This window comes from Candidatus Zixiibacteriota bacterium (assembly GCA_018820315.1).
Lineage (GTDB): Bacteria > Zixibacteria > MSB-5A5 > JAABVY01 > JAHJOQ01 > JAHJOQ01.
Genome location: JAHJOQ010000154.1, coordinates 1 through 20769 on the forward strand (window position 1 = coordinate 1; position 20769 = coordinate 20769).

Here is a 20769-nt window from a genome sequence, read left to right on the forward strand (position 1 = left end):
CTGCTGGTTCACGAAAAAACTCTGTACCTGAATGAGATTTCTCTTGACAATTCCGCATAATTAGCTAACTTGCTTGCGGTTTGAACGTATCGACTAAGTTTGTAGTTGTGGTTAGGCCCGCAACTGTAAACGTCTTCTTCAAAGCGTAACGATAGCTACAGGATAACAGAGACAGAATAAGTTGTTTCTGTCCGGTATGTTTTAGTTCGCTTGTATCTTCTTTCTATCACCTCATCTCTTTCGTTACTATGCAAACGTTAACTTGAAACAAGTCTTATGTTATTTGTTAGCATACAAATCGGGAGGTGATACTAAGTTACCCGGGAGGTATCTTTAGTCGGCATAGTTACAGAATCACTTAAACTTGAATACAACTTTTTCGGGGTTTGTCTCAAGGCAGTGTCGGAATTACCGAAACATGAATTGAGACTGAGCTCCTGACTCCAAAAGTAGGAATCTGTTTTGAAGAAGTCGGCCCTGATTTAGACATTGAGAACGCCCTAGACAATCGCTCTCTTTGTTTGATTGGTCTGAATCTTCAATATTCTTCGCGAGGCGCGAATGCGTTTCTCGGAGAACGAACCTATCAACATAGGAGAAGAGTATGGACCGGTGGGTTCACGTCCGCCTATGGCTGGCTTTCAAAATGACACATTTCCTAGCTATAAGGAGGAAATAGATGTGTAAAAAACTTCTTGTTGCTGTTTTTGTTTTGAGCTTCCTACTGGCTTTGAGCAGCGCAGCATTTGCTTTCAAAGACCCTAACCATCTCAAGCGATTGCCGAATTCGCTTCCCGATGCACCGAAAGCGTCATTCGAGCGTAATGTGGCGTTCCCGGAGATGCCACCGCAGTACAGCAAGCCAGTATCGGCTGCTCAGCCTGCGGTTGTCAACGGTACGTTTACTCGCGCTCCAGCCGATTGCGAAACGCTTTCGTACTGGGACGGCACTCCGTATTGGTTCTGGCCAATCCCCGACATGTATGGAGATGATTTCTTCAACATGAGGTTTACGCCTGCGGCGGGAACGGCCACATTAGACGTAGTGTATCTCGGTTTCTATGACGGAAGCTCGGTGGTCTCGGGTGATGGTGTCGACATTGTTGTGTGGGACGATGACGGTTTCGGATTCCCCGGAACTGAACTTGCCCGCATCAATGTTGCTGCCGTCGATATGGTTTGGTACCCGACTGCCCTCGTGGTAGATTTCTCCGCGCTCGCAATAGAAGTTACGGATGCGGACTTCCATGTCGGCTTTACAACGGTTAATCAGACCGACGACGTCTATGCCTTACTGTCAGACGAGGGCACGACCGGTAGTCTTCGTTCCTCAGAGTTCTATACTGGAATGTGGGGAACGATGGGCAACGACTGGGGACTTGATGTCAACTTCGTGATCGAAGCTGATGTCTGCTATGGTGATATCCCCATTCCGGAATGCGCTTGGCTGTTCTATGGCACTTATTCCGCGTACTATTACTGGACGATTCCTGACGCGTATGGAGATGATTTCTTCAACGAAAGATTCTCCAACGATGAAGCTGTCGCGTGCACACTGAAGACCGCCGAGATCAATATGTATCAGGGTGGTTCAGTTGATGTCACCGGCGAAGGAATCGATCTATATGTCTGGAACGACGATGGCGGTGGATTTCCGGGTTCTGTTTTACAGATCGTGAATATCCCGACTGCGTCGATCACCTGGTATCCAGGTGCGACACTCGTCGACCTGACATCTTACAACATCATCATTCCTGCAAACTCCGATTTCCACATCGGATATACTACTGTCAACCAGGGAGCCGGCAACGTGATGGCGGTTCTTTCGGATGACGGTTCCGGTCCTGCAGAGTATCGCAGCTCTGAGCTCTGGGCCGGTTACTGGGGATTGATGATCGACGATTGGGGTGTTGATGTCGACTTCATGATAGCAGCCGAAGTCTGCTGGGAAGTGGCACCTGCACCTGATTGTTATCTCCTTACTTACAACGGCGACGCGGCTTACTACTGGACCATTCCTGACGCGTATGGCGACGACTATTTCAATACTCGTATGACCATGCCCGCCATGGGTTGCTGGCTGATGGATCTGAACATCGCCTTCTATCAGGGTGGTTCTGTAGGCGCTCCCGGCGCTGACTTCATCGTCTTCAACTCAGACGGCACGTATCCGACGGATACTGTCGCTGTCTATCCGGTGCCGGTTGTAACAAGCTGGTTCCCGGGTTATGAGACTGTTGACGTGGAAGCTGACAACATCATCATCTACGGCGAATTCCATCTTGGCTACACTCCGATCTACAACGATCCGGGCGATGTGCTGGCAGTTCTGTCTGACGACGGTTCATCAGCCACAGGTCGCGGCGGTGAGTGGTGGAACGGATACTGGGGCCTGATGGTTGACGACTGGGGATATGACGTCTGCTTCCTGATGGATGTCAATGTCTGCTGTCCTGTAGTCGAGCCAACGGAGCATTTCTGTATTGATGCGAAGGCAGACTACGACTGGCCGACACTCTCTCACGACTACGCTCGTACTGGTGATAGTCAGATCGAAATCGGTGATCTTTGCGGTTTCCAGAAGATCTGGGAATACTGGTCACCGGTAGACTATTGCTACTTCGCGAATCCGGTAATGGCCAATGGACTCGTCTATGCTGCATTCGGTGTGCACCTTGAGTGCTTCACCGTTGCAGGTGACGGCGCCGGCAATCCGGTTCCGGTATGGAGCACGTTTACGGCCGATCCTCTGTACCCGCAGATTCTCGGTGGCAGCTTGCGGGCAAGCCCGACCATCGAAGATGGCTTCATCTATTTCGGCGGTGGTACATTTGAATCGTTCGTGAAGGCGGATGCCTTCACCGGAGCTGTTGTCTGGCATCGGTCACCGATACTTGGCACTGCTCTTGAAGGCGCTCCAGGTGCCATGCGCTTCACTCCGGTTGTCATTATCGGCGACTTTGTCTACTTCGGTGGTGACGGTGGTACGATGTACAAGCTCGACAAGTTCACCGGCGTTACGTCCGCGTGGGCTGCCACTCCTTACGGCAATAGTGTCTGGGTCTCCCCGTCATCTGACGGCACCGATCTCTATTTCGGTTGCTCGGCAGGTCTGACTGGTGGCGATGCAGGCGCTGGTGCTGCTGTTGGTGGCATTTACAAGTACACACCGAATCTCGCACTCCATCCCGGATGGCCTTACGGCGGATTTACCGGCCTGCTCGGATGGAACGAAGGTTCGACAAATGGTGCGAGCTATGCTGCCTCTGTTGACCAGTTGTTCACGCAGCTTGGTCTGGCTGATCATACCTCGTTCGATCATTACAACATGATCATTAATGCGGCAACCGGTGACCCGGCAACTGCCGACTATTGGGTCTGCGGCCAGGGCTTCTATGCGAACATTGCTCTGTTCGAAGATGCCCAGTTGTACTACTATGGCAACGTGGGCTATAAGGATGACCGGTTTAACGGTATCTGGTGTCGTACTTATGACAACAACACTGTGTGGCAGGATTTCACCAGGGGTGCCATGACTAACCCGGCTGGTCTTACCTGTGACGCGAATGTATTCTGGGGTACTCGTGTACCTCCGTACGGAACATTCAACTGTTCCAATGCGGATAACGGAGACCCGATCTTCACGTACAACCTTACCGGCTATGGTTTCGGTCCCGCGATCGCGAAGTATGCTGGTGTCCCGTACGTGGCGAATACGCAGCTCTGGTCTGACTGCGGAAGCGGCGGTGGAAGACTTACTATGTATTCCATGGGCGCCGACCGTCCGAGATTGGTTGCTCCCGGTGCGATCACAATCGAGCCACCGCTTGAATTCATCGATCCGGCCGGTACCGAGCGTACTGTCGACGATGCATTCTGCAACGGCGGTTGTGTTTCTCTCGAATACTGCCTGGCACTCGAAGCTCATCCATCCTATCCGGCGGCAGCTTATGTCACGACTGTCAATCCGTACAGTCTGACTCAGGCAGACAAGAACGCAGCAAAAGTGACCGAATACACTATCGACGACTTCAACGCAATGGACGGATGGAAAGCTGCAAAGATGCAGAACAAGTCAGTCCTGAGGTCCGAGTATGGCGATCGCGTCATGGAAGCCAAGCAGTCTGACTTCAGCCTTTCGGTTCCACCGACCTGGGTCACACTCGTTTCTGCTCCGACAGGCGTTCTTGGCCCCTACGCGTGCTATGATGCAACATTTGCGTTCGACACACCGAGTATGGGTCGTGGATCGAACCTGTTCTATCTTGTTGTTGCGACAGATGATCCTGACTACAATGAGTGTCCATCTGCTCTTCCGCTCTGCAATGGGCTGGAAGTCAACGCAATGATTGAGATGGAAGCTATTGTAGGATTTGCATTCTGTGAATTCTACCTTGACTTTGGATTCGGCGGCGACGATTGGCAGTACACGAACAACTCCGGTTGGTTCGATGATGGCAACGGCGGCGACAACTTCATAGTCGATGATATGGACGATCCTCTCTATCTGGGAACATTCTGGTGGGGAACCAGAGCGAACAGATTGGCATGGCTCGAAGAAGGTGGTAACGGCTACGATCACCTGTTTGCAGATGAAACGTGCATAACCGCCGAAGAGATTCTCCTCGACGAGTTCTGCGACGGCACTGAAATCTATGGTGACTACTTCGAAACCGCTGTCATCGACTCAATCTTCAACTACGCTGATGGAGTGCTTGCCGACTCACTGACACTGGGCATGCGCATGGTGTACAGAGAGTATGGTGCGTTTGCAGAGAGCGGAACCGACTACTTCAACAACTTCAAGCTGATTGCTTATGACTTAAGCAACCGCTATGCAAATCCAGTGGACGATCTCTACTGGGGTCTGTATGCTGACTGGGATATGCCCGGTGATGCAGGTGGTTACGAGCAGGTCTACGGCGACATCGATGCCAGCGCAATCTGGCAGTACAATGAAGTTTCCGGTGAAGTAGCTGGTTACGGTGCGTTGCCGCTTGACTGCAGCTTCCTCTGCCCGACCGGAGATCCGACCGGCGGAATGTACAATGCTGTCGGTCTGAACAACCCGGATGATGTCTATCCGCCTGCGGAATTGCCATTGACCTTCATGGACAAGGTAATTGCGACAGGCCCGGACAATGTCGGGTACAGCCCGAATGCGATGCCCGGATCACCTCCGGATGATAGAAGTGAAATCATGACTGCGGGTCACCACAGCTTTGCCGGTTACGAAACCGTGCAGGGTGCGATGGTTGTCTTCGCATACCCAGGCGGCGCAACTGTTGGCGAAATCACCGATATGATGAAGTTTGCCAATAAGTGGGCTGGCTACGGACGTGGCGATGTCAACGATGACGGTGAGATTGATCTTTTAGATCTTGTCCACCTGATCGGCGGCACAGGCGGTCCTTGCGGTCCTATCTGCCCGTTCGAGTACCTCGGCGACATCAACTGTGACGACGTTGTCGATGCAGCCGATGCGCAGTACATGTACGACTGGATGTTCAACGGTGGTCCCCCGCCGATGAGCAAACTGGTTCGATAGATCGAATTTTTCGATTATCGAATAGATGGAAAGCAAGGGCTTCTGCCCTTGCTTTCTTTTTTGCGTGCATTTTCTGAACCAATCCCCGATACTATTGTAGTAGTTCACAGAGATTGATTCGCAGAATTCGTTGAGAAAGTCACGATCTTGCGAATCAACGTCATCGCGAGGAGCGAAGCGACGTGGCGATCTCCTATACTGCGCTGTCAGTAACCCCTTCCTGCTGACAGCTGAATAAATCGGGCAGGAAAGGATTCCCACCCGCGCATAATACGACGATATTGCCACGCTTCGCTCGCAAGGACGATGTCCAGGGTTTTTCAGCAAGCTCGTCAAGAGGAGCTACCATGTCGACTGATCAACTCGAATTGCAGCGTGTCGGAAAACTTCTGTATCCCGAGGTATCTCAGTTTGCAGACATCGTTGCTGTATACCATCGAGGCGGTGATGTCATCTTCGAGATAGCACCGAAGATTGCTCCTCAGGTCTGGCTAGAAGCGCTCAAGCGCAGGTTCTTTGATCTCGGTTTCTTCCTCCACCTGTACGAGCGTGATGGGTCTTTTGTCATTGTCGCAAAGGACATCCGCCCTCAGAAGTCGAGGGTGCCGTGGCTGAATATCGTCCTGGCGGTCTTGACTGTGTTTTCGATGGTCTTTAGCTTCAGCTACCTCAACGGTGGAAATGCTATCTTCGAAGATACGAGTCTTTTGCTGCCCGGGGTTTGGTTCATGCTCGCGCTCATGTGCATTCTTGCGTTCCACGAATTCGGACACTACTTCGCCGGGCGGTATCACAAAGCCGATGTCAGTCTGCCGTATTTCATACCGGCTCCGACGTTGTTCGGCACGCTGGGGGCGTTTATCAAGTCGAGATCACCGTTTAAGAATCGTACCGAACTCTTCGACGTGGGGGTTGCCGGTCCGCTGGCAGGATTCGTTCCGGCACTGATAATTCTCATTGTCGGATTCGCTACGGCGACATTTGAGCCGACGGCTGCACCGAAGCCGGGAGATACGTTCTTTGAGTTTGGTGACTCGCTGCTTCTCATGGTCCTCAGCAAGCTTTTCATGCCGACCGTGCCGGAAGGTCAACAGCTCGTCTTGTCACCTTTGATTTACGCCGGCTGGGTGGGACTGTTTGTCACTATGATGAACCTCCTGCCGATGGGCCAACTGGACGGCGGACATATAATATATGCGCTCGTCGGGCGGAAGAGGCACCGTCTTATAGCAAATACAGCTCTGGTAGCGATGCTGGGGCTCGCTTTCATCTGGACGGGATGGCTGTTCTGGGCTGCTCTGGTGGTATTCATCGTAAAAGTGAAGCACCCCCCGACTCTTGATGATGAGATCGAGATTGATCCTGTGCGCAGAAGGCTGGGCTGGATCGCAATCCTAATCTTCGTGGTTACTTTTATGCCGCTGCCGTTGAGTGTTGTTTCATTCTGACACTTCTAACCGGACTGCACAGTTATTCCCTCGCGGCTCTTAGCATTGTCCAGGTTACCACTCCCGAACGAGTCCGCGTCTACCTGACCGCAGAGGGACCTCAGGTCCAGCTTCCCGGATTTCCAGAGCTCCACGAAAGCGTCGACCAGATCCGGATCAAACTGCACTCCTCTGAATTCAAGCAATTCGTCGATCACTTTTTCGGGAACGTTGGCTTTTCTGTATGGTCTGTCTGAGAGAATGGCATCCACCGTGTCCGCAATCGCCAGCAGGCGACCTTGGATAGGAATGTCAGTTCCTTTGAGACCGTGCGGATAACCTCTACCGTCCCACCTTTCGTGATGATACAGAATGTACGGTAGAATGGGTTCGAGGAATGGGATGCCGTCGAGCATCTTCGCTCCCATCTGAGGATGCTGTCGCATGATTTCCGCTTCATCCTGATTTAGCGGCCCCGGCTTGTTGAGAATTCGATCGGGAATCCCGATCTTTCCAATGTCATGCAAAGTTCCGCCAATTTTCAGCCACTTGACTTCATCTTCGCTCCAGCTTAGTTCGCGGGCAATAGCTTCGGCCACGTGAGTGACTCTGTCAGTGTGACCGCGCGTATAGTGATCTCTCGCTTCGACCGAATTTGCCAGTGCCCTGATTGTGGAAAGGTACGCGTCCTCCAATTCGTCGTAAAGCATCGAGCTTTCAAGCGCAGATGCCGCCTTTGAAGCCATGATCGACAGCGAATGCATATCGCCGATCGTGAAAGAGCGGTTCATGCCTGTTCGAACGATGTTCAATGTGCCGATTACATTACCCTTGGCATACAGCGGCACGGAGACACCGGCGGCTTCGTCTATCCGCCTCCTACCGTCCGGACCTGTCACGGGCATTCTGACATCCCTGACCATCTCTGCTTTGCCGGAATTGATCACCTTGGTATTGACCCTATCCTCGCCGATTAGCAGAGGCACTTTCGCAATATCATCCCAAATGCCATGAAAGGCACGGAGCTGCACTCCCGGGGCGTGTGGATCTATCAGAGAAATGGTAGCCATGCACGCGTTGAATTCAGCAACGATGGAATTCAACACGAGTTTCAGTAACGCGTCAACGTGAATGCTGCTGCCCATCGCTTCCGAAATTTGGTACAATGAGACTGTGTTCTTCAGTCGAACATTTTCGCGACTCAGGCACAGTTTCTCAAGTGCTCGCTCGACCGATGCTTTGAGATTTTCGAGCTTGAACGGCTTCACGAGATAATCATACGCGCCGAGCTTGAGAACAGAGATTGCGTTTTGAACAGTCGGGTGGCCGGTCATGAAAACGACGACACAGTCCGGCTGATATTTCATGCTGGCCTTGAGAATATCCACGCCGCTTACGTTGTCCATCACCATGTCAGTGAGTATCAGATCGACGCGTTCATTCTTAATCAACTCAAGGGCCTTACGAGAGTCGGTACAGCTCTTCACAACTCGACTCTTCTCGTCAGCCAAGGCATTGTGGACAATCGAGCAGATGTAATCTTCGTCATCGACGACCAGGATGCGAGCTCTTTTATTCATCGATTGTAGTACCTCCCTATCAACACCGTTATCGGTTTCCTTTAGTTTTTGATTAGGTGACCGGAGTCCTGAAATAGCGATTTGACCTTTATTTAAGCAGCTCTTGGTAGATTTAAGATGTTTATGTTTGTCCAGCTTTTCAGCCGGCAGGCAGATCGATTATAGAGTTGACAGACTTATAGCGAATGCTTACAATGGGGACGAGACTATGACACTGACTCAAACAGACTATATCATACTGGCTTACCTTGCAGGTGGGCCGGAGCATGGCTACAGGCTAATCGAGCGCATGAAAGAGGACAACCTGGATGCCATCGTTGGCTTCTCTGTGCCCAACGTATATCACGCTTTGCGCAAACTGCATGCCCAGGGTGCGGTCGGTCTGAAAGTTAAGAAAAACAAGTCTCGCCCTGATCAAAAGATATACAGCCTCAACGATCTGGGGCGCCACGTACTGGAGGGCTTTCTTGAGGATGATTTGATATTCGGGCAGCAAATTCGCTTCAGGTCGGATATGATATTCCCGCTTGCAGATAAGATCGGGATTGACGGTGCGGGCGTGAAAAAGGCCATTGAAAAGCGGCTGGAAAGCCTGTCGTCTGATCTGCTGGAAATCCAGGACGCATGGCGTGAGGCAGAGACGGCTGAGCAAAAATCATCTCCCATCAGCGAGATCGCAATACGGCACCGGATTAGATTCCTCAAGAACGAGATCGATTTCTATAAGAAAACGTTTAAAGAACTGAAGTGATTCCAACCTAAACCGCATCATCACCAAAAGATCAGCGACGCTGTCATCTCAGTAAACGGCCTGTTGCAAAAGCCGATGTCGCGCTAAACTCTGTCATCGCGAGGAGCGGAGCGACGTGGCGATCTCTCTGAGAGGCGACGCAATTTTGAGACAGCGAGACTGCCACGCTTCGCTCGCAGTGACGGTTGCGGGGGTTCTTCAACAAGTCCTAATGCGGGAATGCGCTCACTGCTGCCGACTTCACGAAGTTGGAACGTCTCGGAGAAACCTGTCCTGCATAGTCTCGCGGCTGGTCACTCCATTAGTCTGCTCGCGAGCATGATAAGATGATCTGATAAGGGGACCGGCAAGAACTGAAGAGAAGCCAAACGTCAGTGCCGACTCTCTCAGTCCATCGAATTCCTCGGGTGTGTAGAACCTCTCCACGGGATGGTGTCGCTCAGATGGCGATAAGTATTGACCTATGGTCAAAAGTTCGCAGGAAGCCTCGGCGAGGTCTGCGAAGGTTCGCTTGAGTTCATCAATAGTCTCGCCAAGACCGAGCATCAAGCCAGACTTGCTCCTGATATTTCCACCCCATTCTGAGACCCTTCTGAGCAGTTCAAGGGATCGGTCGTAATCCGCACCCCTTCTGATTACTGGAGTGAGGCGTCGCGTGGTTTCAAGATTGTGATTTATCACATCGGGGGCCGACTCTATCACCTCCATCAAGCTTTCTTTGCTTCCCCTGAAGTCAGGAATGAGCACTTCAACTCCGATGCTTTGTCGGATGTCCTTGAGCGCCCGCACCGTGTCTGCGAAGATAGATGCGCCGCCATCCGGAAGATCATCGCGTGTAACCGAGGTTATCACCACGTATTCCAGCTCCATGCGATCAACGGCTTCGGCAACACGCCCCGGTTCGCCGCGATCGACTTCGCCCGGTTTCCCGCGTGACACATCACAGAAACTGCACCCACGAGTGCATACATCTCCCAAAATCAGAAAAGTCGCCGTTTTCTGCGACCAGCATTCCATCCGATTGGGGCAATTCGCCTCCTGGCAGACAGTGTGCAGGGAAAGTCCGCCGAGGATCTTCTTCACTTCGGAATAGGTTTCACCGAGAGGAGCCTTGACCTTAAGCCAGGGAGGTTTTCGCCGCGCGAGGGTCATGCCTTGGAGGCTTTCATGTCCAACTGCTTGTCGTGGAGCTTCTCAATGTGTTTCTCAGAGGCTACGGCGGCAGTCGTACCATCACCTACCGCGTTTGTGATCTGACGCACCAGTTGAGCGCGAACATCACCGATTGCAAAGATGCCGGGAATGGACGACTCCATCTTATGGTCCGTGATGATATAACCGCCCTCATCCTTCTTGATGTCCTCTCGAACGATGTTCGAATTCGGAACGAATCCGATGAAGACAAAAATCGCACCGACATCGAGAGTCGAAGCCTCACCCGTCTTAACATTCTTGAGGCTTAGCGATCTGACTCTGGAATCGCCATTGATCTTCTCGACGACTGTATCCCAAATGATATTCAATTTCTCGTTTGCGGCAGCGCGAGTTTGGATAATCTTCTGTGCGCGGAGTTGGTTGCGACGATGTATCAGATGAACAACCGATCCGAACTTCGTCAGGAACATCGCCTCTTCCACAGCTGCATCGCCTCCGCCGACAACGGCAATCACCTGACCCTTGAAGAATGCACCATCGCAGATGGCACAATATGAAACACCCTTGCCGGAGAATTCCAGCTCACCCGGCGTTCCCAGTTTGTTGGGACTACCACCGGTGGCAAGAATTACGGCCTGCGCGGTAAGTTCGCGTTCCGAAGTCTTGACGACTTTGATATCATCCCGACAGTATATCTCTTCCACCTCTTCGGAAGCGATTTCAAGACCGAATTTCTTCGCATGATTGGTCATTCTCATTGCGAGTTCCGGGCCGGAGATATGCTCAAATCCCGGGTAGTCTTCGACTTCCTCAGTATTGGCGATCTGCCCGCCGGGGAGGTACTTCTCGAGGAGAATTGTCCTCAGCTCCGCCCTGGCACCGTACAATCCGGCGGTAAGTCCACCCGGGCCGCCTCCCACTATGATGATATCATAATCTGTTTTCATTCTTTGTCTCCCAGCTCTGAAACACTGTTTGCCCCAATAAACAGGATTCGGCTTTAGAAGTCAACTCCCTGCTGAGCGAGAATGCCCTTCTGAAATGGGTGTTTGATTTCCTTCATTTCCGTGACAAGATCCGCGAGCTCTATGACTTTCTCGTGAGCGTCTCTGCCAGTGATTACAAGGTGGAGGCTCTCCGGCTTGCTTCGAATGAGCTCAAGGACATCGTCGAGCTTTATCAAGTTCAATTTCAGAGCAACATTGAGTTCGTCGAGAATCAGAATATCGTACTTGCCGGACAGCATCACCTCGCGCGATCGAGCGAGCGTTTTCCCGGCTGCAGCGATATGAACAGAGATGTCTTCTTTGTCATCGATTATTCCGACGAAGCCCTTGCCCATCTGCTCCAGATCGACGAATTCCGAGAGAAGTTTTATACCATCGAGCTCGCCATAGTGCCAGGATCCTTTGATGAACTGAATGATCTTGACCTTCTTTTTGTAACCTGCGGCTCTAATGCACATCCCAAGCGATGCAGTGGTCTTGCCTTTGCCATTACCCGTGTAGACTATCACCAGACCCATCGGTTGTTTCTTAGCTTCGTTCATTAATTTCCTTTCCAGTATGCGATTTAGATTCTAACAGGTAAGGTCATCTACAAGTTCCACCACATGCATAACCTTGCGAGGAGCCTTCAGGCCGTCAATGAATTGAAGAACGCAAGTCGGGCAACTTGATGTGACAAGATCGGCGCCGGACTTCTCGAATGCAGCTCTCTTGCGACCGAATATCTGCATGCCGTTCTTGTACTGAAATACGTTATATGTTCCGGCGGCACCGCAGCAACGATCCGCGTCCTCCATCTTGACCAGCGTTACTCCCGGTAGCGATTCTATCATTCTGTGAGATTCAGCTACTCTGCCGACTTCCCGCAAGTGACACGGTTGATGGAATGACACTTTTCTATCGGAATCCGCATCTCTGAATCGAAGATCCGAAAACTTCCACAGAAATTCGGAAATATCAAAGCACTTCTCTGCAAGCTGCTCGGCGCGCTCGCGGTAAATCTCATCGTCAGCAAATAGAGATCGGTAGTGAAGCAGCTCTCCAAGGCAGGTGGCGCACGTTGTTACGACATAGCGGTACTTGCTGAGGCTGTCGATATTCTTGCGAGCAAAATCCGCTTCATGCCCGAAGAAGCCATAACTCTGCTGAGGCATTCCGCAACAGTGCTGCTTCGGAAGCGACACAGAGAATCCGGCTTTCGACAACACCGAGATCGCGGCAGGACCGGACGCCAAATCCATCAGCTTGTCAGCGCAGCCGAAAAAATATGCAATGTCCGCTCCGTCATTATCAACCAACTCAGGGAACCGCTCAGGGAGTGTCTTTGAAGCGATCTGCGGCATGATTCGATTGCGGTCGAGATGGACAAAGGGACTGGTGGCCAGGCCGAAGAGGAATCGCGCGGGAGCGTTGTTTATCAGCCGCATCGCTCGTCCACCTCGTTTGACCCACTTGTCGAATATTTCAGGATCAGCTTGCAGATCGAAGATAGTGCGAGCAATCGTCCCATGCTTCTCTGAGCGGCGATCCATGACGTATTCGGAGACGTCCACACCTGCCGGACAGACCATAAGGCAATTCTTGCAGTTCAGGCAGCCATCAAGCACACGTTCAGCTCGACTCCGGCTGTACTCTGAGGAGAGCATTATCCTCACCCAACCCCGAGCACTCATCTCTTCAGTGCGGTAGACATCGAACGCCGGGCAGTAGTTGTTGCATTTGCCGCACGATGCACAGAGTCGCGTCACTTTCTCAAAATCGAGGTTCTCTGTGAAATCGACTCGACTTAGCTTCACATCCGGATTGATGCTCTTGTCAGGATTGAGTTCCTGGTGGATTTTCCTGAATATCTCGTACAGTTCAGGACCGTACAGCCGCTCAACCATGGCCGCTCTTAGTCGACCATCGCCATGCTCTGCCGTCGTGGAACCGCCCAGGCTGATTACATGCTCGTACACCTTGCTGTAGAGCCGTCGCGCACATTTAAGACCTTCGGAGGTCGATAGATCGACAACAGGCCGCAGGTGCACATTCCCGTCGCCTATGTGACCGTAAATGCCTGAGGTCAGTCCCTCGTCCGCGAATGCCCTGTTGACAAATCTCACAAGTTGAGGCACTTTCTCGATCGGCACCTCCACGTCCTCAATGAATCCAAACGGCTTGGCTCTACCTTTGTTACGGTACAGGGTCGGTACGATCGCCTTGCGAGCCTCCCAAAGCTCGCCCTGCCTCGCCGGATCGGTTTCCACAGCAACTGCTGCAGTCAGATTGAACTTTCCGGCAATCTTGCGAGCATCTTCGATCTTCTCGTCGAAAGGTCCCTCATCGTATTCGACGATAAGCATGGCGTCGGCTGCTGCCGGAATCTCGAACTTGTCTCTGCCGATAAGATCGAGCGATGAACCGTCCACAAGTTCAAGCGCGGCCGGTCCTGTTGGGAGGAGTTCCATAACGGCCTCTCCTACTTCATTCAACGAATTGAATAGAATCTGCAGAGTAACTTTCTTCGAGGGGAGTTTTGCAAGTCTCAACCTTGCACCAAGAAACATGCCGAGTGTGCCCTCTGATCCGACAAAAAGTCTTGGCAGCGAGAAAATGCCTTTGTCGAACTGATCGACAACGGAGAGCAGATTGTAGCCGGACGAGTTCTTCTTCAGCCTCGGAAAGATCTTTCTGATAAGATCGGCCTTGGCCTTAATGATCCTGTATATCACTTCGAACGGTCTGTAGGCATCGAGAAGCTGTCTGAATTCGGAGCTGTCTATTCTCAGGTCGCTGAGCTCGAACCTTCTGCCATCCGGGAGCAGGACATCGATCATGTCCACGTAATCCGCGGTAGTCCCGTATTTTACAGATCGAGGACCCGATGAGTTATTGGCAAGAATTCCACCGACCTGGCAAGTGTCGCTTGATGATGGGTCAGGTGCGAACATCAGCCCCATCGGCGCAAGGCTGTCATTGATCCTGTCAAGCACTACGCCTGACTGAACTTCAATCGTCTTGCGAGAAATATCGATCTTCTGGATTCTATCGAGGTGTGAGAGATCCATGATGACGCCCGTGCCGAGTGCGCCACCTGCTAAGCCTGACCCACCCCCACGAGGATGAATCGAGACGCCCGCTGACGCACAAATGCGCCTGGCAGCGACAGCGCTTTCGACTGATCGGATCAGCACAACGGCAGCCGGCTTCACAGCATATGGTGAGGCATCAGAGCTGTATGCCTGCAGGGCACTCCACTCTGTGAGCACGCTATCGGGGCCGAGGTCCTTCTTCAAACGATAGATGCACGATTTCAATCCAGCCATGGCATCACTAAAATACGCATTCAGAATAGAGACGAAAGAAGTTTCTGCGGCATTTGATTCATACTATCTCTGAAGCGTATGCGGCTCCAAATTACTGTCGGCAAGTTAGTAACGAGATGTCTTTGTGAAAATGATAACTTTCCCCTTGACATACCGGATCACAAGGGTATCTTTATTATTTGGCAGCGGTAGCAAGTGACTGTTCTTACGGTTGCGGGCACTGAGGAAATATCGTTCAACAAGGACCTGAGCTTGTGAATTTTTTAACAAGCACCGGGTCGATATCATGAGAGTCGAGGTCGCAAATGCAGTTCACTAAGGCAGAAGACTATGGACTCCACGGAATTATGTACCTTGCCGATCAACCCAATGGTAAGGTGACTCCGCTCTCGGAGATATCCGATGCACAGCAGGTGCCGGAGAAATTCCTCGCGAAGATATTCCAGAGCCTTTCGAAGACCGGACTGGTGAAATCTCACAGAGGAGTAAAGGGAGGGTTTTCGATGGGTAAGCCTGCGGACCGGATCACGGTCAAGGAAGTACTTGAATCGATCCAAGGTCCGTATTATATTTCCAAATGCCTGGCGGATGCAAGCATCTGCAAGCAATCCGGCGACTGTTCCGTCAGAAGGCTACTTCAGATGACGCAAGACCGGATTTTGGAAGTTTTCGAGGGCAACACCATCTCGGACCTGGTCATCTGGGGCAAGAAGGACAGCCTTCCCACAAGCTAGCATCCAGCAGGTGACCTACTTCTGAGATAGGTCGAATGTGAGGATAACTAGCAACAAGGAGCAGGCATGCCGATTAAGGCAGACCGTTGGATCAAGGAGATGGCGACCAAGCACCGCATGATTGAACCGTTCAGCGATGCACAAGTCAGGGATAACATTATATCGTATGGTGTTTCCTCGTACGGTTACGACATACGGGTAGCAGATGACTTCAAGATTTTCACGAATATAAATTCTGATGTCGTAGATCCAAAGAACTTCGCAGCAACTTCGTTTGTGGACATCAAAGCAGATTCGATTCTTATTCCCCCCAATTCATTTGCGCTCGCAAGGACGGTTGAGTACTTTCGGATCCCGAGAAATATACTGACAATCTGTCTCGGGAAATCGACTTACGCTCGCTGCGGTATAATTGTAAATGTCACACCGTTTGAACCTGAATGGGAAGGGCACGCTACACTCGAAATTTCCAACACCACACCCTTGCCGGCCAAGGTCTACGCAAATGAAGGTATAGCACAAATCATCTTCCTTCAGGCGGATGAAATGTGCGAAGTGTCATACAGGGACAAGAAAGGAAAGTACCAGGCTCAGACCGATATCACACTGCCGAGGATATAGGATCGATCCCGACAGCATCCCGGCGGAACTCGGTGGCGACTCCGAGGCTCGAATGAGTGTGATCTCGGTTTTTATTTTTGATAAGGAACTTCTGATTCAAATATGATCCATGCGATCAACAGTACCTGATCGCTGTTAGGACTTCTGTGGAAGGAGAACAGTAGATGGCAAACAAGGCAGTACCTGCAGGCCAGATCAAACCTGACGGAGCTTCTTCGTCCGGAAAGAAGAGCGAAGTCCGGAAGATGATCAACATAGACGGCAACATGGCGGCGGCATACGTTGCGCATGCAACAAACGAAATCTGTGCGATTTATCCAATCACGCCCTCCTCTGCGATGGGAGAGATAGCGGATGCCAAGTCGGCTGCTGGAGAGAAGAATATTTGGGGGACGATTCCGATTATATCTGAGCTTCAATCTGAGGGTGGCGCCTCTGGCGCGGTCCACGGTGCGCTGTCGGCCGGTGCCCTGACTACGACGTTTACTGCGTCACAGGGCCTGTTGCTGATGATCCCGAACATGTTCAAGATTGCCGGCGAGCTTACGCCAACAGCATTTCATGTCTCGGCTCGCGCAGTGGCATCACACGCTCTCTCAATCTTCGGCGATCATTCTGATGTCATGGCGACTCGTAGCACCGGATTTGGGCTGATATGTTCCGGTTCGATTCAGGAGGTCTCCGACATAGCACTGATAGCTCAGGCTGCAACATTGGAAAGCCGCGTACCCTTCGTGCACTTCTTTGACGGTTTCAGGACATCACATGAGGTCCAGAAGGTTATCGAAATCTCGAAGGATGAAATGCGCAAGATGATTCCGGATGATCTGATAAACGCTCACCGCTTGCGGGCGCTTTCACCCGACAGACCGACACTTAAGGGTTCTTCGCAGAATCCGGACGTGTTCTTCCAGGCGAGAGAGACAGTCAACCAGTTCTATCTTGCTGCCCCGGATATCGTCCAGAAGCACATGGACAGATTCGCAGAGGTTACGGGTCGAACATACAAATTGTTCGACTACTTCGGCGATCCGAACGCAGAAAACGTGATCATCATGATGGGTTCCGGCGCAGAGTGCATGCATGAGACAATCGATTATCTCAATGAGCACGGCGAGTCTGTTGGAATGATCAAAGTGAGGCTCTATCGTCCGTTCTCTGTTGAGGCATTTGCAGAGTCGCTTCCGGCCACGGTCAAACGAATCTCCGTTCTTGACAGAACGAAGGAGCCCGGCGCTGTTGGCGAACCGCTCTACGTTGATGTCCATGCGGCACTGAACGAGGCGATATCGCTGGGAATAACTAAGTTCAAATCACTACCTATGGTTGTGGGAGGCAGATATGGTCTTGGATCGAAGGAGTTCAATCCGGCTCATGCCAAAGCTGTCATTGACAATCTTGCTTCCAGGTCGCCGAAGAATCACTTCACGATCGCAATCAACGACGATGTGACGCACACCAGTCTCGACTTCGACCCTGACTTCAGTGTGACTCCGGATGATGTGTTCCGTGGCATGTTCTTTGGGCTTGGCGCTGACGGGACTGTCGGTGCAAACAAGAACTCCATTAAGATAATCGGCGACAACACGGACAGCTACGCACAAGGGTACTTCGTGTACGATTCCAAGAAGGCCGGAGCTGTCACTATATCTCATGTCAGATTCGGGAAAGATCCCATCCGCAGTCCGTATCTCATCGACAGAGCGAATTTCGTCGCCTGTCACAATTTCTCATTCCTCGAGAAATTCGACATGCTCGGAAATATCGTGAATGGCGGCACGTTCCTTCTCACAAGCCAGTATGATAAGGATAAAGTCTGGGACAAGCTTCCTTATGAAGTCCAGGAATCAATAGTCAATAAGAAGCTCAAATTCTATGTCATCGATGGTATCGGATTGGCCAGAAAGCTAGGCCTGGGAGCAAGGATAAACATGATCATGCAGACAGCTTTCTTCATGATATCGAGTATCCTTCCGAAAGACAAAGCTGTTGCCGCAATCAAAGACGCCATCCGCAAGACCTACGGCAGCAAGGGTGAAAACGTCGTTAAGATGAACTTCTCAGCGGTGGACACCGCTCTTGAGAACGTAGTCGAAGTTGCGGTCCCGGACAAACCGACGAGCAAGACGAAGAGACCTCCGATCGTTCCTGCCGACTCGCCGGAATTCGTGAAGACGGTTGTCTCACAGATCATGCTGAACAATGGCGACGAACTGCCGGTGTCTTCTATGCCGAACGACGGAACGTTTCCGACCGCCACGACTCAATACGAGAAGCGGAATATCGCGGTCGAAATTCCAGTCTGGGATGAAGATATTTGCACGCAGTGCGGCCAATGTGTTCTGATCTGTCCTCACGCGGCAATCCGGATGAAAGCCTATGATCCCAAGAATCTCGATGGGGCACCATCGACGTTCAAGTCGGCAGATGCGCGGACTTCGGCGTTTGAGGGACTGAAGTACACTGTGCAGGTTGCCCCCGAGGACTGCACCGGCTGTAATCTCTGCGTCTTTGTCTGCCCGGCACACAAGAAGGGCGCCGACGGCAAGCTCACCGATGAGAGAGCATTGAAAATGATGCCGCAACCACCGTTGCGTAAATCCGAAAGAGACAACTACTCATTCTTCCAGAGCATTCCTGAGACCGATCCCGCTCTTTATAACGTAGCGACGATCAAGGGAAGTCAGTTTGTCAGACCACTCTTCGAGTACTCGGGTGCATGCGCAGGTTGTGGCGAAACACCATATGTCAAGCTGCTGACACAGATGTTTGGTGATCGCCTGATGATCGGCAACGCGACAGGATGTTCATCGATCTACGGTGGCAATCTACCGACGACACCGTACGCCAAGCGGGCAGATGGCCGCGGTCCTACATGGTCCAACTCCTTATTCGAGGACAATGCCGAGTTTGCATTCGGTATGCGGCTTTCGGTCGACAAATTGAATGAGCATGCAAGGGAACTTCTTGCAGAGTTGCTTCCGGAATTGGCTAATGACATTATCGCAGCCGATCAATCGACGCAGGAAGGTATCGAAGCGCAGAGAGCGCGAGTTGACGCGGTCAGGGCGGCTCTTAAGGGCAAGAATGACGATCGTTCATTGAGGCTGTTATCGATAGCCGACTATCTCGTCAAGAAGTCCGTATGGGCACTGGGCGGAGATGGCTGGGCATACGACATAGGATACGGCGGCCTGGATCATGTGATGGCATCGGGTAAAAATGTGAATGTCCTCGTGCTCGACACCGAGGTCTATTCGAATACCGGTGGTCAGATGTCGAAATCGACACCTCGCGGCGCAACGGCTCAGTTCGCTGCTGCGGGAAAGTCACTTCCGAAGAAAGACCTTGGCATGATGATGGCGACCTATGGCAACGTATATGTCGCGCGTGTTGCGATGGGATCAAATCCGACGCAGACAGTCAAGGCATTTATGGAAGCTGAGGCCTATGACGGGCCGTCCATTATAATCGCCTACTCGCACTGCATAGCTCACGGCATTGACATGACTAAAGCCACTGATGCTCAGAAGCGGGCCGTCCAGTCCGCACATTGGATTCTGTTCCGCTTCAATCCGGATCTTATCGCACAGGGTAAGCGGCCATTTTTACTCGACAGCAAACCTCCGAAGATCAAGTATGAAGAGTACGCATATGCCGAGAACAGATTCCGTGCATTGCGCAAAATCGATCCTGAGCGTGCAGCAAGGCTCCTAAAGCTGTCGCAGGAAGATGTCAACATGAGATTCAAGATGTATCAGCAGATGGCCGAGATGGATTATGTCGATACGCCGGATGCCTAACGGAATCGATAGTTGTTGATTGTATACGTTTAAGAGCCGCGACACCCGCGGCTCTTTTTGTATGATTCAAAATGAAACAGTCTTGTTCCTCCCCGAAGACTTAACCTCAGCAGATTCCTACCGATATACAGAATAATAGAGTGCCTTTAAATTCTATGGGAGGTTTTATGACAGGCAAGGAGCGTCTGTTTCTGTTTTCGATTCTGTTGATCACAATGCTGCTACTCCCGCTGACTCTCAAGGCGGCTTCAGAAGAAGAGATGGTTCAGCAGTTCCTGGCAAAGAATGATGCCGTAAAAAAGCACACGATGGTGGCTCCATTCTTCTCATTCTCTTATGGGAAAGTCGATCCAGCCGGTTACCACAATTTCACGGGCGAGACCAATAAGTATGTCAGAATGGTGAATTCGACAGACGCCACGGCTCTTGCCAGCATCCACCGCATAACGAGCTTTGAAGGGGGTCTGTCGCTCCTCGTAGATCGGGGACTCCTGTCGGCGGCATTTGACTACTGGCTGACCGTGGGATCGTCGAAAAAGGGTGATTTCGAGTTTTACACAGATTTGACTGCGGGCACGCATGAAGACGTGGAAGACTTCAATCTCAGAAGCGAAATCAAAGTCTGGGGAGTATATCTCGACTACCAGTATTTCTTTCACAATCCGCCGGTGCCGTATTTCGGCATCAGAGGACTATCGGCGAGGGCTGGGGCAGGCATCGGCATTATGGCGCCTATTGGGATCTGTGGGAAGGGTTTGCTGGATTCATAGAGGGCACTGATGAGTACTACGTACTCACCGATCATCTGAAGGGTTCCGGACCGGGATTCCATCTA

At 51.6% G+C, this 20769-nt stretch carries 12 protein-coding genes; 7 read left to right on the top strand and 5 right to left on the bottom strand.

The window, feature by feature from the left end:
• The first annotated feature begins 679 nt into the window (after positions 1–679).
• Together KKH67_14925 and KKH67_14930 are read left to right on the top strand one after the other, a co-directional pair.
• Positions 680–5548, top strand: a complete 4869-nt coding sequence (locus KKH67_14925) for a hypothetical protein (GenBank protein MBU1320475.1) — start codon at positions 680–682, stop codon at positions 5546–5548.
• Between the two features lie 347 nt (positions 5549–5895).
• Positions 5896–6996, top strand: a complete 1101-nt coding sequence (locus tag KKH67_14930; protein MBU1320476.1) for a site-2 protease family protein — start codon at positions 5896–5898, stop codon at positions 6994–6996.
• A 5-nt stretch (positions 6997–7001) separates the two neighbouring features.
• On the opposite strand, the gene KKH67_14935 is transcribed toward KKH67_14930, so the two are convergent.
• Positions 7002–8555: a response regulator gene (locus KKH67_14935; GenBank protein ID MBU1320477.1), complete on the bottom strand. Its 1554-nt coding sequence runs from the start codon at positions 8553–8555 to the stop codon at positions 7002–7004.
• Between the two features lie 127 nt (positions 8556–8682).
• Between KKH67_14935 and KKH67_14940 the strand changes: the two genes are divergently transcribed.
• On the top strand, positions 8683–9306 hold the full coding sequence (locus tag KKH67_14940; protein ID MBU1320478.1) for a PadR family transcriptional regulator: 624 nt from the start codon (positions 8683–8685) through the stop codon (positions 9304–9306).
• Between the two features lie 240 nt (positions 9307–9546).
• Here the strand turns inward: KKH67_14940 and lipA are convergent, their stop codons facing one another.
• From lipA to KKH67_14960, 4 genes are read right to left on the bottom strand one after another with little or no spacing between them, the layout of a single operon-like run.
• The gene (lipA, locus tag KKH67_14945; GenBank protein ID MBU1320479.1) at positions 9547–10458 is read right to left on the bottom strand and encodes a lipoyl synthase; all 912 of its coding nucleotides are present in this window, start codon (positions 10456–10458) and stop codon (positions 9547–9549) included.
• Positions 10455–11408: a thioredoxin-disulfide reductase gene (gene trxB / locus KKH67_14950; GenBank protein MBU1320480.1), complete on the bottom strand. Its 954-nt coding sequence runs from the start codon at positions 11406–11408 to the stop codon at positions 10455–10457. Before trxB ends, lipA begins: the two co-directional genes overlap by 4 nt.
• 53 nt (positions 11409–11461) lie before the next feature.
• Positions 11462–12010 (bottom strand): cob(I)yrinic acid a,c-diamide adenosyltransferase, encoded by a 549-nt coding sequence (gene cobO, locus KKH67_14955; protein ID MBU1320481.1) that lies wholly within the window; start codon positions 12008–12010, stop codon positions 11462–11464.
• 30 nt (positions 12011–12040) lie between these two features.
• Complete coding sequence (locus tag KKH67_14960; protein ID MBU1320482.1) at positions 12041–14776, bottom strand: FAD-binding oxidoreductase; 2736 nt, start codon at positions 14774–14776, stop codon at positions 12041–12043.
• A 305-nt stretch (positions 14777–15081) separates the two neighbouring features.
• On the opposite strand from KKH67_14960, the gene KKH67_14965 reads away from it, so the two are divergent.
• The 4 genes from KKH67_14965 (at position 15082) to KKH67_14980 (ending at position 20704) form a co-directional block, all read left to right on the top strand.
• On the top strand, positions 15082–15510 hold the full coding sequence (locus KKH67_14965) for an Rrf2 family transcriptional regulator (protein MBU1320483.1): 429 nt from the start codon (positions 15082–15084) through the stop codon (positions 15508–15510).
• A gap of 66 nt (positions 15511–15576) precedes the next feature.
• Complete coding sequence (locus KKH67_14970) at positions 15577–16131, top strand: dCTP deaminase (GenBank protein MBU1320484.1); 555 nt, start codon at positions 15577–15579, stop codon at positions 16129–16131.
• 245 nt (positions 16132–16376) lie between these two features.
• On the top strand, positions 16377–19934 hold the full coding sequence (gene nifJ / locus KKH67_14975) for a pyruvate:ferredoxin (flavodoxin) oxidoreductase (protein ID MBU1320485.1): 3558 nt from the start codon (positions 16377–16379) through the stop codon (positions 19932–19934).
• 167 nt (positions 19935–20101) lie between these two features.
• Positions 20102–20704 carry a hypothetical protein gene (locus KKH67_14980; GenBank protein MBU1320486.1) on the top strand — a complete coding sequence of 201 codons (603 nt, stop codon included), beginning with the start codon at positions 20102–20104 and terminating at the stop codon, positions 20702–20704.
• The last annotated feature ends 65 nt before the right edge of the window (positions 20705–20769 follow it).